The following is a 15,107-nucleotide window of genomic DNA, read 5'->3' as shown; positions in this document are numbered from 1 at the left end:
AATTTCTTCGCAAGAAATTTGGTCAACCGCAGCATCCGTCTGGCGCCATCGCCGCCTGAGCACAAAAGCAGGACGCGCCAACGGCCCGGTCTGCACGTGCCAGGGCCCGGTCCAGTTGCTGCCTTATGTGTCTGATTTCAACGGTTTCGTGGCGGGCCTTCAGGCAGTCGTGCAGGCCCTTCAGGCTCCAGATATTGCCGGGATGCACAGAGGCGCGCGACAAAGTGTTGTCCAGTCCAAGGTCGGCGCGGTAAACGGCCTCTGCTTCCTCAACATGGCCTTGCTCAAACAGCAGCGCCCCTAGCGCGTGGCGGGTCGGCTGCATCCAGCCCCAAGGCTCATCATATGGCAGGTTGTCGTCCAGTTCTGCCGAGCGGCGCAGATGGGCAAAGGCCGCGTCAAAGTTTTCTTTGCGGTACTCAATCTCACCGCGCAGCATTTCCGTTGCGATTTCAAGCAGATCAACGACCTTGTTGTTGTGCAGCCGGCGGGTCTTCGGCACCCGCGCCTTGGCGGCCAGGAATTGCTGTTCCTCTGTCTCGGCTTCTGCCACGCGGCCCGTCGCGGCATAGGCGATGGCGCGGGCGTAATGGGTGTTGGCGGTCAGCGTGCAATAAAGGTCCTGATCCTCCGGCAGCTCCAGCGCCATCGCGTCCTCCCAGCGCCCGAACCGCACCAGGATATGCGGGTGCATTGCCATGTAGCTTTCAAAGAAGTCCGCTATGGGCGGGCTTTCGACCTGCAGCATCTCGGGCGGCGTAGTATCCAGGATGCCTTGGTTGGCCGCCAGCGCCGGTTCAATCTGGCCCAGGAACATCGCGCCGTAGATGACGAAGTGGTAGTTGTGCTGGCGGTAGCCGGTGTAGATGTTGAACGCGCCTTCGCGCTCGTAGAACTTCAGGTCCGCCTCGATCGCCTTTTGGTTCCAATAGACCACGCTGCGGTAATCACCGCACAAGACGTCGATATGGGTTGGCATGTGTACCAGGTGGCCCGCATCCGGGACCAGTGTTCGCAGGGCGTCCGCAGCTTTCAGCGCCTTTTCCGGCGTCGGTGACATCTCCATCAGATGCACATAAAGATGCAGCAGGCCCGGATGCTGCATGGCGCCCGGGTCATTCTCCATCGCCCATTCCAGCACCTCCTGCGCCTCCAGCGTGGCGGCGCCTTCGGCAGGCTGGCCCGTCTTCAGGTCCCACATTTTCCACGGAGTGAGGTTCAGAAGGCTTTCGGCGTAGACCGTGCGCAGGTCCAGATCATCCGGGCAGGCAGCAAAAGCCGCGCGCATGGCATCAGCAAAATCGTAGTCCCAGGCGTGCATGTCCTCATCCGGTTCGCGCTGGGGATAGCGGGTCTGGATGGCTCTGATCAGCAGCTTCTCAGCTTCGGTGCAGTCATCGATACTAGCCAGGGCGGTTTGCACAGCATCATAGGCCTCAGCCAGCGCCTCGGCGCGGCTTTTGGCATCGCGCAGGTCCCAGGGCAGGTTGTAGTTCGGCCCGGCGGCATAGGCCGCGCCCCAATGGGCCATGGCGCAGTCCGGGTCGTGCTCCAGCGCGCGGCGGAAGCAGGCGATGGCTTCTTCGTGGTTGTAGCCGTAGGTCCACACCAGGCCGCGGCCGAACCAGATCTGCGCATCTGGCGACAGCGTGGTCACCGGGCAGGAATAGCTGCCGAGATCGTAATCATAGCCCATGAAGAACCTCCCCCTTTGCAAGGGAAGGTTAGGGAGGGGGCGTTACCCGGGCAAGGCTGTTATTCGGCTGGCAGCCGCGCCTCCTCCTTGGCCATCTGCAGCATCAGAAGGAAAGCGATGCAGGCCATGATCAACAGCCCCGCTGCCAGCGGCATCAGCGAGCCGTCAAACAGCAAACCGACAGGGGCGGCAATGGCGGCGGCCAGCACTGTCGAGATTGCCCCGATGACTGAGGCCGCCATGCCGGCAATATGGCCCATCGGCTCCATCGCTATGGCATTGAGGTTGCCGACAGTGGTGCCCACCATGAAGAATACGCTGGCTTGCCAGGCGACAAAGAAGCCGAACATCCACGGGTCCGGCAGGCTCCAGCTGCTGATCAGCAGCATCGTGCCGGTGATCAGGATCTGCGCCGCCAGAGAAGCGGTAACAATCCGGCGCATGCCGATCCGGACCACGATGGCAGCGTTCAGCAGGCTGGCAGTGCCGGAAATCACGGCAACCAGTCCGAACCAGAATGGGAAGCTGTCCGCGCGGCCAAAGATGACGTCGTAAACCGGCTGTACCATGGTAAGCATGGTGAACAGCATGCCGAGGCAGAGCGTCTGAACCATGATCGACAACCGCACCGTTGGATGCGCCATCATCTCTTTGACCGCGGCCAACAGCAGGGGGGCACGAAAAGCGCGGCGGTCTTCTCTCGCCAGGGTCTCCGGCAGGCGGAATTGAACCCACAGAACAATGATCGCGGCAAACAGCGCAAACAGTAGGAAGATGGCGCGCCAGCTTGAAACCGCAATGATGCCGGCACCCATCAAGGGGGCAATGGCCGGTACAATCATGAAAATCATCATGGCAATTGACATCAGCCGGGCCATTTCACGGCCCGAGTAGAGATCCCGGACAATGGCAGCCCCCACGATGCGCGGGCCCGCGGCGCCGATCCCCATCAGTACCCGGGACGCCAGCAGCACCTCCAGCGACGGCGACAGCCATGCGGTCAAGGCGGCGAGAATATAAAGGGCGCACCCGGCAGCGGCGACCGGCTTGCGGCCGAAGGCATCCGACAGCGGGCCGGTGAAAAAGGTGCCAAGGCCCATGCCAAGAACAAAGGATGTCAGCACCAGCTGCGCCCGGTTGATGTTGTCCGGGCTGAGCGACTGGCCGATTTCCGGCAAAGCAGGCAGCATGGCGTCTATTGACAGCGCAATGGTGGCAAACATCATCGCAATCAGCGCGATGAACTCAGCCTTGGCCATGCCATGGGCGGGGGACTGTGACATCTGAAACCTCTTACAGCTCTTCAGATGCATCCGGGGAATAAGGCCGGTCTGGGAGCCGTCTGCGTCGGCTACCACAAACCTTTCAGCCCTGCCAGCGCCCGGCTGCACAGGGGGCTGTGCATAGTTGCGATGCTAAGTAATTTGCAGCGGCTTATCCGGCCTCGGCGGCCTTCAGCTGCTGCAGGATGTCTTCGATCACCTGCTTCCACAGCTCGGGCGGCTGGGCGCCGGGCACAGCATGCTGGTTGGCAACGATGAAGGTCGGTACCGAACTCACGCCCATCTTTCGGGAATGGGCGTCGCGGTCGCGGATCGTTTGCACATCGCTGTCGCCTTCCAGCAGACGCGCGGCAATATCCGCCTCCATGCCAGCTTCCTGTGCGATTTCCGCCAGCACCGCGTGGTCGCCAATATCCTTGGCTTCCACGAAATATGCCTTGAACAGGGCGTTCACGATCTTCGTTTGCTTGCCCTCAATCCCGGCCCAATGGATCAGCCGATGCGCATCCAGCGTATTGGGCGTGCGCTGCATCGCTTCGAAGTTGATGGTCAGCCCGGCCTTTTCCGCGTGTTCCACAACCGGCGCATAGGCTTTCACCGCGCCTTCCTTGCCGCCGAACTTGCGCTCCAGGTATTCGCGCCGGTCCATGCCCTCGCGCGGCATGTCCAGGTTCAGCTGGAACGGGTGCCACTCAATGACAAAGGGGTGGTCCGGCACTTCTGCCAGCGCCGTGTCCAGATGGGTCTTGCCGATATAGCACCAGGGGCAGATCGGGTCTGATAGGATGTCGAGCTTGACGGTGGCCATTTGGGTCATCCTTTGAACAGGGCAGGCAGGGCGCGGCGCAGCAGTTTTCCGTTGGCGCCGGCGGGCAGCGCGTCCAGATGGACGTATGCGCGGGGCTGCTTGTAACGGGCCAGGCGCCTGGATGCAAAGGCCTGCAGGTCTTCCGCCGTCAACTCTTCGGGACCGGTATAGAAGGCGGCGATGATAAAGGTGTCTTCCTTTACCTCCACCGCGGCGGCGCCGGCCTGGGTGATGCCGGGATGGGCGGCCAGAGCGGTCTCAACCTCAATCGGCGACACCCGGTAGCCGCCTGCGTTCATCATGTCGTCGTGGCGTCCCAGATATCGGATCTGGCCGTCTGCCGACATCGCCCCCTGATCGCCGGTCAGGAACCAGTCGCCCTGGTAGCGGGCCGCGGTTTCCTCTGGCGCGTTGAGGTAGCCCAGCATCAGGCCGGGGTCGGAGCGGTGGATGGCAATGGTGCCTTCCTCGCCCATTGGCACCGGCCCGTCTGTGCCGGCAATCGCGACCCTGCGGCCCGGCTGCGGACGGCCCAATGCGCCGTCCTGCGCCGGGTGCGCGGGCGAGGAGGAGATGAAGGTTGAGCATTCCGACATTCCGAAAGCCTCATAGAGCCCGCAGCCTGCGGCGGCCTTCCAGGCTTCGTGAAGGTGGCGTGAGAGCTTTTCACCTGCGCAAAGCCCGTGCCGCAGATCAGGCAGGTCCAAAACGCCATCACGCAGGAATTTCCGGTATACACCGGGGGCTGCAGCAAAGATCGTAGCGCGGTGGCGGCGCAGCAGTGCGGGCAGCTCTTCCGGCGGTGTGCCTGGGGCCGGGATCAGTGCGGTTGCGCCGGCCGCCCAAGGGTCCATCAGACCGGTTCCCAAGGTGTAGGTCCAATTGAAGGCACCGGCATGCAGCAGCCGGTCGTCCTCTGTCAGGCCGTACCATCCCTCCACCATCATCTGCCGCGCCCAGACCGCCCGGTGGGCGTGCGCCACGGCGCGCGGATTTCCGCTGGTGCCGGATGTATAGACCACATAGGCCAGCCCGTCAGGATCGCCAAAAGCGAAGTTGCAGGGCGGCAATTCGTGCATCGGCAGAAGATCTGCAGTGGTGATCTGCCGCGGGTGACTCGCGCAAGCCACCGCGGGGTCGCGCAGCACCGCAGCCGGCGCCAGATCCGCAATCGTCCGGGCGGTTTCCACTTCTGTCAGCTGGGCCGAGGTCGGGACCGGAACCAGCCCGGCGGCGATGGCGCCGAGATAGGCAACCGGAAACTCCACCGTGTTCCCCAGGCGCATCAGCACGATGTCTCCGGGCTTCAGCCCGGCCCGCAGCAGCCCGGTCCCGGTGCCGCGCACGGCGGCCTCCAGCCGGGCATAGCTCCAATCTTCGCGGCCACCGCCGTCAAGCACCGACAGCGCGGTCTTGTCCGCCAGCCGCGCCGCATGGCGCAGCACATGGGCTGCAAGATTGAATGGTGAAGGGCAGGGCGCAAACGGCCCCTGATCAAAAACCGACAGCATGGCAATTGGCTAGCCTGCACTGTCGTGCGTTGCAAGGCATGCAGGTGCGGCTTATAGAGTTCTTATGAAAAGCCGCGATCCGAAATCTCTGATCACCATCGCCCGCGCCAACGGCGGCGACGATCAAGCTGAACCCTTGGACCTGGGCGCTCGTGTGCGCGAGCTGCGCAAGGCGCGGGATTGGACGCTGGAACATGCGGCTAATCAGGCAGGACTGGCGCGTTCGACGCTTTCGAAGATCGAAAATGGCCAAATGTCACCGACTTATGAGGCATTGAAGAAGCTCGCGGAAGGCTTGCAGATATCCATCCCGCAGCTGTTTACCCAGCCGCAGCGGGATCAGGTGAATGGACGGATGACGGTGACCAAGTCCGGCGACGGCTCGGCGCATGCCACCGCGACATATGAGCACGAGTTGCTGGCGGACGGGCTGACGCGTAAGCAGATGCTGCCGTACCGCGCGCGGGTGCGGGCGCGGTCAATGGATGAATTCGATGGCTGGGTGCGCCATGACGGCGAGGAATTCCTCTATGTGCTGACCGGTGTGGTCAAGCTCTATACGGAATTCTACGAGCCGGTGGAGATGCGCCGCGGCGACAGCGCCTATTATGACGCGGCGATGGGCCACAATGTGATTTCCATCAGCCCCGAGGATGCAACCATCCTCTGGGTGACGTCGCTGGCCTGACGCAAGGGTTTAGTGCGGGCGGCTGTCCAGCTCGCGCAGCAGGCTTTCTATGTACAGGAAATCCTCCACCTCTTCCTTGGCTTCATTCAGGGTAAGATGGTGGGTTCGTGCCAGATAGGCGACGAATTTGTCCCGGTCGTCCAGTATCGACGGCGCATTGCTTGCTTTCAAATGCGGAAAGCGCTGTTTGATGCGGGGCATCCTGTCAATCCAGCTGGCAGCTGCTGCTTGTACAGGCATGGGGGGCACTCCCTGACAAACGGTTTATGTTGGTTGGACGCTCATCGTAACACTTTTCGTGACATTTTGTAACGGTGCCCCCCGGGGGCTTTCCCCGGGAAGCCTGGCTCAGCGGATTTCTGCCGCCGCTCAGTGGCGGGTGAACAGCCTCGGCAGCAGCAGATGGCCAAGGACGACGGCGATAAGCTGCATCAGGATGAACATCGGGATGTGGCCCGGGTAGATGCCGGCAAAGGTGTCGCTGAAGCCGCGTGCAATGGTTACTGCCGGGTTGGCAAAGCTGGTGGACGAGGTGAACCAGTAGGCGCCGGTGATGTAAAGGCCGACCAGAGCCGGGACCGCCTCGGGCCGTGAGCGCAAGCCGCCGAAGATCACGAACAGGAGGCCGAAAGTGGCCAGGATTTCGGAAAACCACTGGGCGGTTCCGGTGCGGTGCATGGTGGTTGAGCTTTGCAGAATTGCAAGGTCGAACATGACGTGACAGGCCCAGACCCCAAGAACGCCGCCGGCGATCTGAACCAGGACATAGGGGGGAACCGCGCGCCAGGAATGCTCGCCCCGCAGGGCAAAGGCCAGCGTCACCGCCGGGTTGAAATGGGCACCGGAAACCGGGCCAAGCGTGGTGATGATGGCATAGAGCATACAGCCGGTGGCCACCGCATTGGCCAGCAGCGCCAGGGCGGCGTTTCCATCCGCCAGCGTTTCCGCCATGATTCCTGACCCGACGACCCCGATCAGCAGCATGGCGCTGCCCAGCCCCTCAGCCAGCAGTTTCTGCGCGGTCATGCGATTTCTCCAATCCGCTTGAACTGCTGCGAGAGATCAGCTGGCGCCATGGTTTCAAACGGCAGCGACAGCAGCGCCTTGGCGCGCATTTCCAGCGTGGTGTAAGCGGTGCGGAAGGCCGCGTCCCAGTCCGGCTGACCCGCCGCTGCCGGATCCTCGACACCCCAGTGGGCGCGCACCGGCGCTCCGGGCCAGACCGGACAGGTTTCACCGGCGGCAGAGGCGCAGACGGTGATCACGATATCCATCTCCGGCGCATCGGTGCCGGCAAACTCATCCCAGCTCTTGGACCGCGCGCCGGACACGTCGTGGCCCAGTTCTTCCAGCAGCCGCAGCGACTGCGGATGCACCTTGCCGGTGGGATTGGAGCCTGCCGAATATGCCCGGACGCGGCCCGCGCCATGGGTGTTGAAAATTGACTCCAGCAGAATGGAGCGCGCGGAGTTGCCCGTGCATAGGACCAGAATGTTCATGTGATTTGTCCGTGCTTTCGTTTAGTCGGATGAATTCAAGCGGCTGATATTGTCGACCTGGTGCTGAAGCGTCATGCGGTCGAGGGTATCAAAGGGCAGCGCAGCAAAGGCTTTGATCCGGTTGTGCAAAAGCCCATAGGCCTGCTGGAAGGCAAGCCGGCGCTCCGCGTCGGTGCCGGTGGCCTTTGCCGGATCTGCCAGACCCCAGTGGGCGCTCATCGGCTGGCCAGGCCAGGCCGGGCATTCCTCGTTTGCGGCGTGGTCGCATACGGTGAAGATGAAATCCATCTGCGGCGCATCCGGGCCGGAAAAAGAGTCCAAGTCCTTGGAGTGCAGGCCGTCGGTATCCAGCCCTTTGGCTTGCAGCAGGGCCATCACCTCGGGCCGGGGGGCTTGCGAGGGCTGGGTTCCGGCGGAGAAGGCGCGGAACTTGCCGCCGCCTTCGTGATTCAGGATCGCCTCGGCCAGCAGCGACCGGGCAGAGTTGCCGGTACAGATGAACAGAACCTTCAAGGGACGGCCAGTCGAGGGCACGGGCATATCTGCGGTCGCCAGCGGGCTGCAGATATCAGGACGGTTCCGGCAGCATCCGGACAGCAACCCGTCAAACATACCCCGCAATCCCTGCAGGTCCGCGGCATACATCAGTGAGGTGCCGGTGCGGTGCTGGGTGATCAGGCCTGCCTTTTTCAGGGCGGACAGATACGCAGAGGCGGTGTTGGCTTTGAACGCCAGCGCCAGCGCGATTTCCCCGGCCGGCACGCCATCCGGATAACGCCGCATCAGCAGCCGGAACAGCGCCAGCCGGTTCGGGTGCGCCAGGGCGGCGAGTTTATCTGACAGCTTTATTTCCATAATTCGTGAAATATAGAAATAGGCCGCGGCTGTCAACGACACTCAGCGCGGCTGGAAGCGCAGCCTGGCCAGGTTAGTCGGCCTGATACCACCAGACGTCCGGCATGAACTCTGTCCGGTCGCCGTAGATCGGCAGTCTGTCAGGGAAACGCATTTCCTTGATATGGGCGATACGGCCGGTGTCGAAGCTCCAGAACGGAATGACATAGCGCCCGGCGGTCAGCACCCGGTCCAGCGCCCGCACCGCGGCGGTGAAATCCTCCGGCTCCGTTGCCGTCAGCATGGCATCGACCATCGCCTCAGCCGCCGGGCTGTCCATGCCCATCAGGTTGCGGCTGCCGGGCTGATTGACGCCGTCGCTGCCCCAGTAGTAGCGCTGCTCGTTGCCGGGGCTCAGCGACAGCTCCCGGCGGAAACGGATGAGGTCGAAGTCATAGGCGTTTTCCCGTTCGGTATATTGCGCATTGTCCACGGTCTCAGCCGTCAGGGTGATGCCCAGCCGTTCCAGGGCGCGGGCGTAGATCTCAGTGATAGTCTTCATCTCGCCATCGCCCTGGCGGATCAAAACGTTGAGGTCCAGCGCGGTGCCTTCTGCGTTACGCAGCACGCCGCCGGTGACTGTCCAACCAGCCTCATCCAGCAATTTCATAGCCGCGCGCAGGTTGCGGCGGTTGCGCTTGCTGCCGTCGCCCTCTGGCAGGGTGTAGCCCTCCAGCGTGCCGGGCATCAGGCTGTTTGCGAAAGGTTCCAGGAGGGCGCGGGTCTTGCCCTCTGCGGGGCCGGGCCGCATGCCCAGTACCGAGCCGGAGAAGTAAGAGGTGATGCGCTGCTGGGTGCCGCCGGTCACGGTGCCGTTGATGTACTCGAAGTTAAAGGCCAGCAGCAGCGCCTCGCGTACGCGCCAGTCATCCAGCGGCGCGCGGCGGGTGTTCATCACCAGCCCGGTCATGCCGGAGGGGCGCTGATGGGGGATCTCGCTTTTCACCACATCGCCGCGGGTGACAGCAGGGAAACTATAGGCGCTCTGCCACTTGTCGGCGTTGAATTCCCGCACCGCGCTGAGCTCGCCAGCCTTGAACGCTTCGAACAGGACGGTTGCATCGCCGAAAAAATCAATGCGCAGCTCGTCAAAGTTCCCGGTGCCGCGGCGCAGCGGCAGGTCTTTGCCCCAATAGTCAGGGTTGCGGGAAAGAGTGACAAACCGGCCTGGCTCATGAGCGCTGACCACGTAAGCGCCGGTGCCGATGGGCGCGCCCTGGATCTCATCCGCGCCGAATTCCTTGCCGTCCCACTGCGCCTTCTTGAGGATCGGACGCATGCCGGCAATCAGCGCCAGTTCGCGGTCCTCCACATTAAAGGTCAGGCGCAGGCTGCGCGGACCGGTCTGCTCAATTGTCTCAACCTTGGTCCAAAACCCGCGATAGCGCGGGTGGCCGCTGGTGCCCAATGTTTCGTATGACCAGATCACATCCTCGACCGTGACCGGGCTGCCATCAGAGAATCGGGCCTCTTCCCGCAGGGTGAATTCGACCCAGGAGCGGTCTTCAGGCACCTCAATCGATTCGGCCAGAAGACCGTATAGCGTGAACGGCTCGTCCCAGGACCGGCCCATCAGGCTCTCATATCCCCAGAACCTTAGCTGCCACGGAGCGGTCCCCTTAAGGATGAACGGGTTGAGGCTGTCAGAACCTCCGGTATTGCCGAACACAACCTTGCCGCCTTTGGGTGCGCCCGGGTTCGCATAGGGTAAAGACACAAAATCCGGTGGCAGTGCAGGGTCCCCGTACATAGCTATGCCATGGGCCGATTCTGCCTGCGCGAAATTCGCGGCAATTGCCAGGGTGATTCCAGCCAGCGCGGCGCCAAGTGTCCGGAAATTTTCTTTTTGCTGTTTCACAACAATCCCGCTCTGCCCTTATTTTCTTGCCTCCGCACGCTACGTGCGCTTTTTCGTCTTTTCAAACTTTTAGCTTGGACGAAAGCCGGAAATTGCTTATAAAGGGGTCACTGCTCGATAGGTTTCTTGCCTGTATGAAACCTGCCTCAATAACTAACGCCCGCCTTGTGCGGGCGTTTTTTTCTGCCCGTTTCTTTAACTTTTCCCGGCGCCGGAATGGCGGCAATCGCGGCCTCGGCATCCGTAGTCTTACGCGTTTCTTTTGCATCTGCAGCATGGCACAGTAGCGGCAGTTTAATCAGCCATGGGGCAGGAACCGATGACATTGCAAGGCAAGACCGCCGTTATCACCGGATCGAATTCAGGCATTGGCCTGGGAGTTGCGCGCGAGCTGGCGCGCGCTGGTGCCAATGTGGTGCTGAACTCCTTTACTGACCGGGAGGAGGATCACACGCTGGCAGCAGAACTCGCCCGTGAGTTCAGCGTTAAGGCCCGGTACGTCCAGGCCGATATGTCCAAGGGCACCGACTGCCGTGCGCTGATCGAAAAGGCCGGGGCCTGCGATATCCTGATCAACAATGCAGGCATCCAGCATGTGGCGCCGATTGACGCGTTTCCTCAGGAAAAATGGGATGCGATCATCGCAATCAACATGAACTCGAACTTTCACACGATGGCGGCGGCACTGCCCGGGATGCGCGCCGCGGGCTGGGGGCGGATCGTAAACATTGCGTCAGCGCACGGGCTGACTGCTTCACCGTATAAAGCCGCCTATGTGGCCGCCAAGCACGGGGTTGTGGGCATGACCAAGACCGTGGCGCTGGAAACCGCAGAGGAGCCGATCACCTGCAATGCGATCTGCCCGGGCTATGTGCTGACGCCGCTGGTCGAGGCGCAGATCCCCGACACCATGGAGAAATACGGTATGGGCCGGGAAGAGGTGATCAAGAAGGTCATGCTGGAGCGCCAGCCGAGCCGGGAGTTCGCCACGGTGGAGCAACTGGGCGGCACCGCGGTGTTCCTGTGCTCGGATGCAGCGGCGCAGATCACCGGCACCACCATCAGCGTCGACGGCGGCTGGACAGCGCTGTAAGCGAGTAAGGAGGTGGCGGGAGGGGGCCAGCCCCCTCTTGCCCCAGGGGGCAATTCACCCCCGGAGTATTTTAACAAAGGTGAAAGAGGCAGGTGGCGTTTGGTGACACGGATTAATCTGGCCCTGCAGGGCGGCGGCGCGCATGGCGCGTTTACCTGGGGGGTGCTTGACCGGCTGCTGGAAGAGGGCGGGATCGAGGTTGCGGGCATCACCGGAACCTCAGCCGGGGCCCTGAATGGGGCGGCGTTCAAGGCCGGGATGGTGCAGGGCGGGCGCATCGGCGCCAAGGCGGCGCTGGACGGGCTGTGGCAGCGGATGGGCGCGGTTGGCGACATGCGCTTTAACCATTGGCTGACGCGGTTTGACGCGGTTGCCTGGACTGGTGTGCTGGAGGCGGCAATGCCGTTTTCGCCGCTGGAGAGCTTGAGCCAGGTGATATCCCCGTACCATTACGGTCCGTTTTACAAGAATCCGCTGCGTGAAGTGGTGGAGCAATTCAACTTTGCCGAGGTATGTGCAGGCGACGGCCCGGAGCTGTTTATCTGCGCGACCTGCGTGCGCAGCGGTAAGATCCGCGTTTTCGAGGGAGAGGAAATCAGCACCGACGCAATCCTGGCATCCGCTTGCCTGCCGGACATGTTCCAAGCGGTGGAGATCGAGGACCCGGAAACCGGCCGCATGGAAGCCTACTGGGACGGCGGCTATACCGGTAATCCGGCGCTGTTTCCGCTGTACCGTGACGCGCTGCCCGGGGATGTGGTGATCGTCAACATTAACCCGCTTGAGCGCGATGAGATCCCGAAAACACCGCAGCAGATCCGCAACCGGGTGAATGAGATCAGCTTCAATTCGTCATTGCTGCGGGAGCTGCGCGCGATCAGCTTCGTGCAGCGGCTGCTGGCAGATGGCACCCTTCAGCAGGGCCGGATGAAACAGGTGCGGGTGCATATGATCGCTGATGATGATCTGATGACCCAGCTGTCGGTCACGACCAAACTGTTTCCGGTGCCGCAGATTTTGGCGCGGCTGAAACAGGCAGGACGGGATGCGGCGGAAGGCTTTCTGGCGCAAGACAGGGAAAACCTGGGCGTGCGCTCCTCTGCCGATTTGCCGGCGATGTTCGGTTAGGCGTCTTCTTTTTCAAGGACTTTCGGCTTCTTGCCGTTTTCCAGCGGTTTGCTGGGGTCCTTGGGGTTCGGGTAAACCAGGCCTGCGGAGATCACCAGTTTGGCGGAATCCTCTACCGACATATCCAGTTCGATCACATCTTCCTCTGGTACGAACAGCAGGAAGCCGGACGTGGGGTTTGGCGTAGTCGGAAGGAAGACGCTGACCAGCCCGCCGCTGGTTTCCGCACGCTGGGCGATCTCGCCCTTGGCATTGGTGGAAATAAAGCCGATCGCCCAGATGCCCTTGCGCGGGTATTGCACCAGACAGGCTTTTTCAAAGCTGCGCTCGGACTGGGCGAAAACGGTCTCCGAAATCTGCTTGATGCCGGAATAGACCGTGCGCACCACCGGCATCCGGTCTACCAGGCTTTCGGCGAAGGTGATCAGCGAGCGGCCGATCAGCCCTTTGGCGATCCAGCCGACGATGATGGTGAACAGCAGGAAGATGATCAGCCCGACGCCGCGCAGGTTGATGCCGATATACTGCTCGGGCCGGACGGTGTGCGGTACCAGCGGCAGCACAACGCTGTCGATCCAGCCCATCACCGACCACAACAGCCAGATGGTCAGCCCCACCGGGGCAATCACCACGATGCCGGTAAAGAATGAGGCGCGCAGGCTGGCAAACAAGCCGCGGCGGCGTTGGGGTTCTTCGTCGAATGGCGTTGTCATAGATCGGTTATCCAGGAATTCCGCTGGAACCTAGGCACTGTTTTGGGGCGGAGCAATGGTTTCCGCCCCAAAAATCAACTCATTGTGCGAGATTGTTGAGTTCCTGTGCGATCTTTGCCGCCAGCCGGGCATTGTTGCGCACCAAAGCGATATTCGCGGTAAGCGAACGGCCTTCGGTCAGCTCAAAGATACGGCTCAGCAGGAAGGGGGTCACGTCCTTGCCTGCAATACCCTGTGCATCGGCCTCGGACTGGGCTTGGGCAATCACCGGGGCCAGAACCTCTGCCGCGATCTGGGCGTCTGCCGGGATCGGGTTGGCAATCAGCTGGCCGCCCGGCAGGGCCATTGCCCGCCGGGTGGCATGGGCGCGGGCGATCTCGGCGGGTGTGTCCATGCGCAGCGGCGCTTTCAGCTCTGATTGGGCTGACCAGAAGGCGGGGAAGCTGTCCTGTCCGTAAGCGATTACCGGCACGCCATGGGTTTCCAGAACTTCCAGCGTCTTGGGCAGGTCGAGGATCGCCTTGGCGCCAGCGGCCACCACCGTCACCGGTGTCTGTGCCAGCTCCATCAGGTCGGCGGAAATGTCGAACGTGGTCTCAGCGCCTTTGTGGACACCGCCGATGCCGCCGGTGGCAAAGACGGAAATCCCTGCCAGTCGCGCCGCAATCATGGTGGCTGCCACGGTGGTCGCACCAGTGCCGCCGGTGGCGATGCAGGCGGGCATGTCGGCGCGGGAAATCTTGGCAACCCCCTTGGCCTGACCCAGCGCCTGCAGCTGATCGGGTTCCAGACCCACATGCAAAACACCCTCTATCACCGCCATGGTGGCGGGCACGGCACCGGCATCGCGGATGTCCTGCTCCACCTGCGCGGCGACCTCGACATTCTGCGGGTAGGGCATGCCGTGGGTGATGATGGTGCTTTCCAGCGCAACAATGGCGCGGCCCTCGGTCTTGGCGGCCTGGACTTCGGACGAATACTGAATGTCGATCAAAGCGGGGGTTCTCCTGAAACGTAGGTTGCCGCAGCCTTGAGGGCTGAGGCCAATGCGGTTTTGCGGTCTTCGCCCCGTGCCTCGGCAACGATATGGGCGGCCATGAAAGTATCGCCTGCGCCGGTCACCCGGGCGACAGTGACGCGTGGCGGCACAAGGGTGATGGTGCCTTCGGCATCGGCCACAGTGGCTGAGGAACCGCCATCGGTGACCAGCACCCGTGCGGCGCCGCGGTTCAGCATCGCCTGCGCCGCAGTTTCGCTGTCGGTGAATTCTGCCTGGCACAGGATGCCGGCCTCTTCCAGGTTTACATACAGCGTGCCGCGGGTGCGGGTCAGGAAGGGGCGCAGCCGTTCTGCCTTGCCCGGTGAGGCAGGGGCAACCCGCAGGTCGGCCTTGGCAAAGGCGGGGCTGGCGACGATGTCATCCAAAAGAGACAGAGTGAGATTTCCGTCCAGCGCCACCTGGCCCGTGTAAGGCGCGTCCACAGTGCCAAGGGAGCCGTCGGACAGCGGCCGCAGGATCTTGTCGCCCGCGGCCTCCAGCGAATGGGCGTCGGCAATGGCGGCAATCAGCCCGTTGGCGCCTTCCACGGCCATGTAGCGGTCGGTGGGCAAATCCTCGGAGCGGTAAATGTGGTCGGTGATCAGGCCGAAGTGGCCGCAGGCATGGATCAGCTCATCGCCTTCGGGGTCGCGGCCAACGGCGGTCAGCAGCGCGGGCTTCATGCCAAAACGCGACAGGGTCATGGCAATGTTCATGGCGACGCCACCGGGCAGGCGGGTGATGCGCCCGGGCATATCCGATCCGCGCTGCATTTCACTGGTGCAGCGGCCGATGATGTCCCACAGGACCGACCCGATGCACAGGATGGCGGGTGTCTGAGAGTTTGGGGCTTGTGTCATAGGGATCTATTGCCGCCTTTGCCGGGCCTCTGCAAGC

The 15,107-nt window shown here is 62.4% G+C and carries 15 protein-coding genes; 3 read left to right on the top strand and 12 right to left on the bottom strand.

Going from position 1 to position 15,107, the window contains the following annotated elements:
- Positions 1 to 22 precede the first annotated feature (22 nt).
- From AC5STB_RS17875 to AC5STB_RS17860, 4 genes are all read right to left on the bottom strand, one after another.
- A complete protein-coding gene (locus tag AC5STB_RS17875) occupies positions 23 to 1,696 on the bottom strand; it encodes a tetratricopeptide repeat protein (RefSeq protein WP_495444136.1) in 1,674 nt (557 codons plus the stop codon).
- A 59-nt stretch (positions 1,697 to 1,755) separates the two neighbouring features.
- A complete protein-coding gene (locus tag AC5STB_RS17870) occupies positions 1,756 to 2,979 on the bottom strand; it encodes a multidrug effflux MFS transporter (RefSeq protein WP_495444135.1) in 1,224 nt (407 codons plus the stop codon).
- Between the two features lie 151 nt (positions 2,980 to 3,130).
- Positions 3,131 to 3,796 carry a DsbA family oxidoreductase gene (locus AC5STB_RS17865; protein ID WP_495444134.1) on the bottom strand — a complete coding sequence of 222 codons (666 nt, stop codon included), beginning with the start codon at positions 3,794 to 3,796 and terminating at the stop codon, positions 3,131 to 3,133.
- A complete protein-coding gene (locus AC5STB_RS17860) occupies positions 3,793 to 5,298 on the bottom strand; it encodes a class I adenylate-forming enzyme family protein (protein WP_495444133.1) in 1,506 nt (501 codons plus the stop codon). Before AC5STB_RS17860 ends, AC5STB_RS17865 begins: the two co-directional genes overlap by 4 nt.
- Positions 5,299 to 5,362: 64 nt before the next feature.
- Here AC5STB_RS17860 and AC5STB_RS17855 point away from each other — a divergent pair, with 64 nt between their 5' ends.
- Entirely contained in the window at positions 5,363 to 5,986 is a 624-nt protein-coding gene (locus tag AC5STB_RS17855; RefSeq protein ID WP_495444132.1) for a helix-turn-helix domain-containing protein, read from the top strand.
- Between the two features lie 9 nt (positions 5,987 to 5,995).
- On the opposite strand, the gene AC5STB_RS17850 is transcribed toward AC5STB_RS17855, so the two are convergent.
- The 5 genes from AC5STB_RS17850 to AC5STB_RS17830 form a co-directional block, all read right to left on the bottom strand.
- Positions 5,996 to 6,226, bottom strand: coding sequence for a hypothetical protein (locus AC5STB_RS17850; protein ID WP_222475602.1), 231 nt, complete (start codon positions 6,224 to 6,226; stop codon positions 5,996 to 5,998).
- 129 nt (positions 6,227 to 6,355) lie between these two features.
- Positions 6,356 to 7,012 carry an aquaporin gene (locus AC5STB_RS17845; RefSeq protein ID WP_495444131.1) on the bottom strand — a complete coding sequence of 219 codons (657 nt, stop codon included), beginning with the start codon at positions 7,010 to 7,012 and terminating at the stop codon, positions 6,356 to 6,358.
- Positions 7,009 to 7,485 carry an arsenate reductase ArsC gene (locus AC5STB_RS17840; RefSeq protein WP_495444130.1) on the bottom strand — a complete coding sequence of 159 codons (477 nt, stop codon included), beginning with the start codon at positions 7,483 to 7,485 and terminating at the stop codon, positions 7,009 to 7,011. The genes AC5STB_RS17845 and AC5STB_RS17840 overlap by 4 nt, the downstream gene beginning before the upstream one ends.
- 21 nt (positions 7,486 to 7,506) lie before the next feature.
- Entirely contained in the window at positions 7,507 to 8,340 is an 834-nt protein-coding gene (locus AC5STB_RS17835) for an arsenate reductase/protein-tyrosine-phosphatase family protein (protein WP_495444129.1), read from the bottom strand.
- A 73-nt stretch (positions 8,341 to 8,413) separates the two neighbouring features.
- Positions 8,414 to 10,129 carry an extracellular solute-binding protein gene (locus AC5STB_RS17830; protein WP_495444621.1) on the bottom strand — a complete coding sequence of 572 codons (1,716 nt, stop codon included), beginning with the start codon at positions 10,127 to 10,129 and terminating at the stop codon, positions 8,414 to 8,416.
- Positions 10,130 to 10,556: 427 nt separating this feature from the next.
- On the opposite strand from AC5STB_RS17830, the gene AC5STB_RS17825 reads away from it, so the two are divergent.
- Positions 10,557 to 11,330: a 3-hydroxybutyrate dehydrogenase gene (locus tag AC5STB_RS17825; protein ID WP_495444620.1), complete on the top strand. Its 774-nt coding sequence runs from the start codon at positions 10,557 to 10,559 to the stop codon at positions 11,328 to 11,330.
- Positions 11,331 to 11,429: 99 nt separating this feature from the next.
- On the top strand, positions 11,430 to 12,458 hold the full coding sequence (locus AC5STB_RS17820; protein ID WP_495444128.1) for a patatin-like phospholipase family protein: 1,029 nt from the start codon (positions 11,430 to 11,432) through the stop codon (positions 12,456 to 12,458).
- On the opposite strand, the gene AC5STB_RS17815 is transcribed toward AC5STB_RS17820, so the two are convergent.
- From AC5STB_RS17815 to AC5STB_RS17805, 3 genes are all read right to left on the bottom strand, one after another.
- Positions 12,455 to 13,171, bottom strand: a complete 717-nt coding sequence (locus AC5STB_RS17815; RefSeq protein WP_495444127.1) for a DUF502 domain-containing protein — start codon at positions 13,169 to 13,171, stop codon at positions 12,455 to 12,457. The genes AC5STB_RS17820 and AC5STB_RS17815 overlap by 4 nt on opposite strands.
- A 79-nt stretch (positions 13,172 to 13,250) precedes the next feature.
- Positions 13,251 to 14,165, bottom strand: a complete 915-nt coding sequence (locus AC5STB_RS17810; RefSeq protein ID WP_495444126.1) for a pseudouridine-5'-phosphate glycosidase — start codon at positions 14,163 to 14,165, stop codon at positions 13,251 to 13,253.
- A complete protein-coding gene (locus tag AC5STB_RS17805; protein WP_495444125.1) occupies positions 14,162 to 15,070 on the bottom strand; it encodes a PfkB family carbohydrate kinase in 909 nt (302 codons plus the stop codon). The genes AC5STB_RS17810 and AC5STB_RS17805 overlap by 4 nt, the downstream gene beginning before the upstream one ends.
- Positions 15,071 to 15,107 lie beyond the last annotated feature (37 nt).

It is taken from the genome of Leisingera sp. CC-HEC093, assembly GCF_059429195.1.
The sequence above is the reverse complement of the archived record's forward strand: the minus strand, read 5'-3'. Positions and strand labels throughout refer to the sequence as shown.

Coding starts and splice junctions, on each gene's coding strand:
- AC5STB_RS17835 (WP_495444129.1), bottom strand. CDS start 8,340: ATGGAAATAAAGCTGTCAGATAAACTCGCCGCCCTGGCGCACCCGAAC.
- AC5STB_RS17860 (WP_495444133.1), bottom strand. CDS start 5,298: ATGCTGTCGGTTTTTGATCAGGGGCCGTTTGCGCCCTGCCCTTCACCA.
- AC5STB_RS17840 (WP_495444130.1), bottom strand. CDS start 7,485: ATGAACATTCTGGTCCTATGCACGGGCAACTCCGCGCGCTCCATTCTG.
- AC5STB_RS17855 (WP_495444132.1), top strand. CDS start 5,363: ATGAAAAGCCGCGATCCGAAATCTCTGATCACCATCGCCCGCGCCAAC.
- AC5STB_RS17805 (WP_495444125.1), bottom strand. CDS start 15,070: ATGACACAAGCCCCAAACTCTCAGACACCCGCCATCCTGTGCATCGGG.
- AC5STB_RS17830 (WP_495444621.1), bottom strand. CDS start 10,129: ATGTACGGGGACCCTGCACTGCCACCGGATTTTGTGTCTTTACCCTAT.
- AC5STB_RS17845 (WP_495444131.1), bottom strand. CDS start 7,012: ATGACCGCGCAGAAACTGCTGGCTGAGGGGCTGGGCAGCGCCATGCTG.
- AC5STB_RS17850 (WP_222475602.1), bottom strand. CDS start 6,226: ATGCCTGTACAAGCAGCAGCTGCCAGCTGGATTGACAGGATGCCCCGC.
- AC5STB_RS17825 (WP_495444620.1), top strand. CDS start 10,557: ATGACATTGCAAGGCAAGACCGCCGTTATCACCGGATCGAATTCAGGC.
- AC5STB_RS17865 (WP_495444134.1), bottom strand. CDS start 3,796: ATGACCCAAATGGCCACCGTCAAGCTCGACATCCTATCAGACCCGATC.
- AC5STB_RS17815 (WP_495444127.1), bottom strand. CDS start 13,171: ATGACAACGCCATTCGACGAAGAACCCCAACGCCGCCGCGGCTTGTTT.
- AC5STB_RS17875 (WP_495444136.1), bottom strand. CDS start 1,696: ATGGGCTATGATTACGATCTCGGCAGCTATTCCTGCCCGGTGACCACG.
- AC5STB_RS17870 (WP_495444135.1), bottom strand. CDS start 2,979: ATGTCACAGTCCCCCGCCCATGGCATGGCCAAGGCTGAGTTCATCGCG.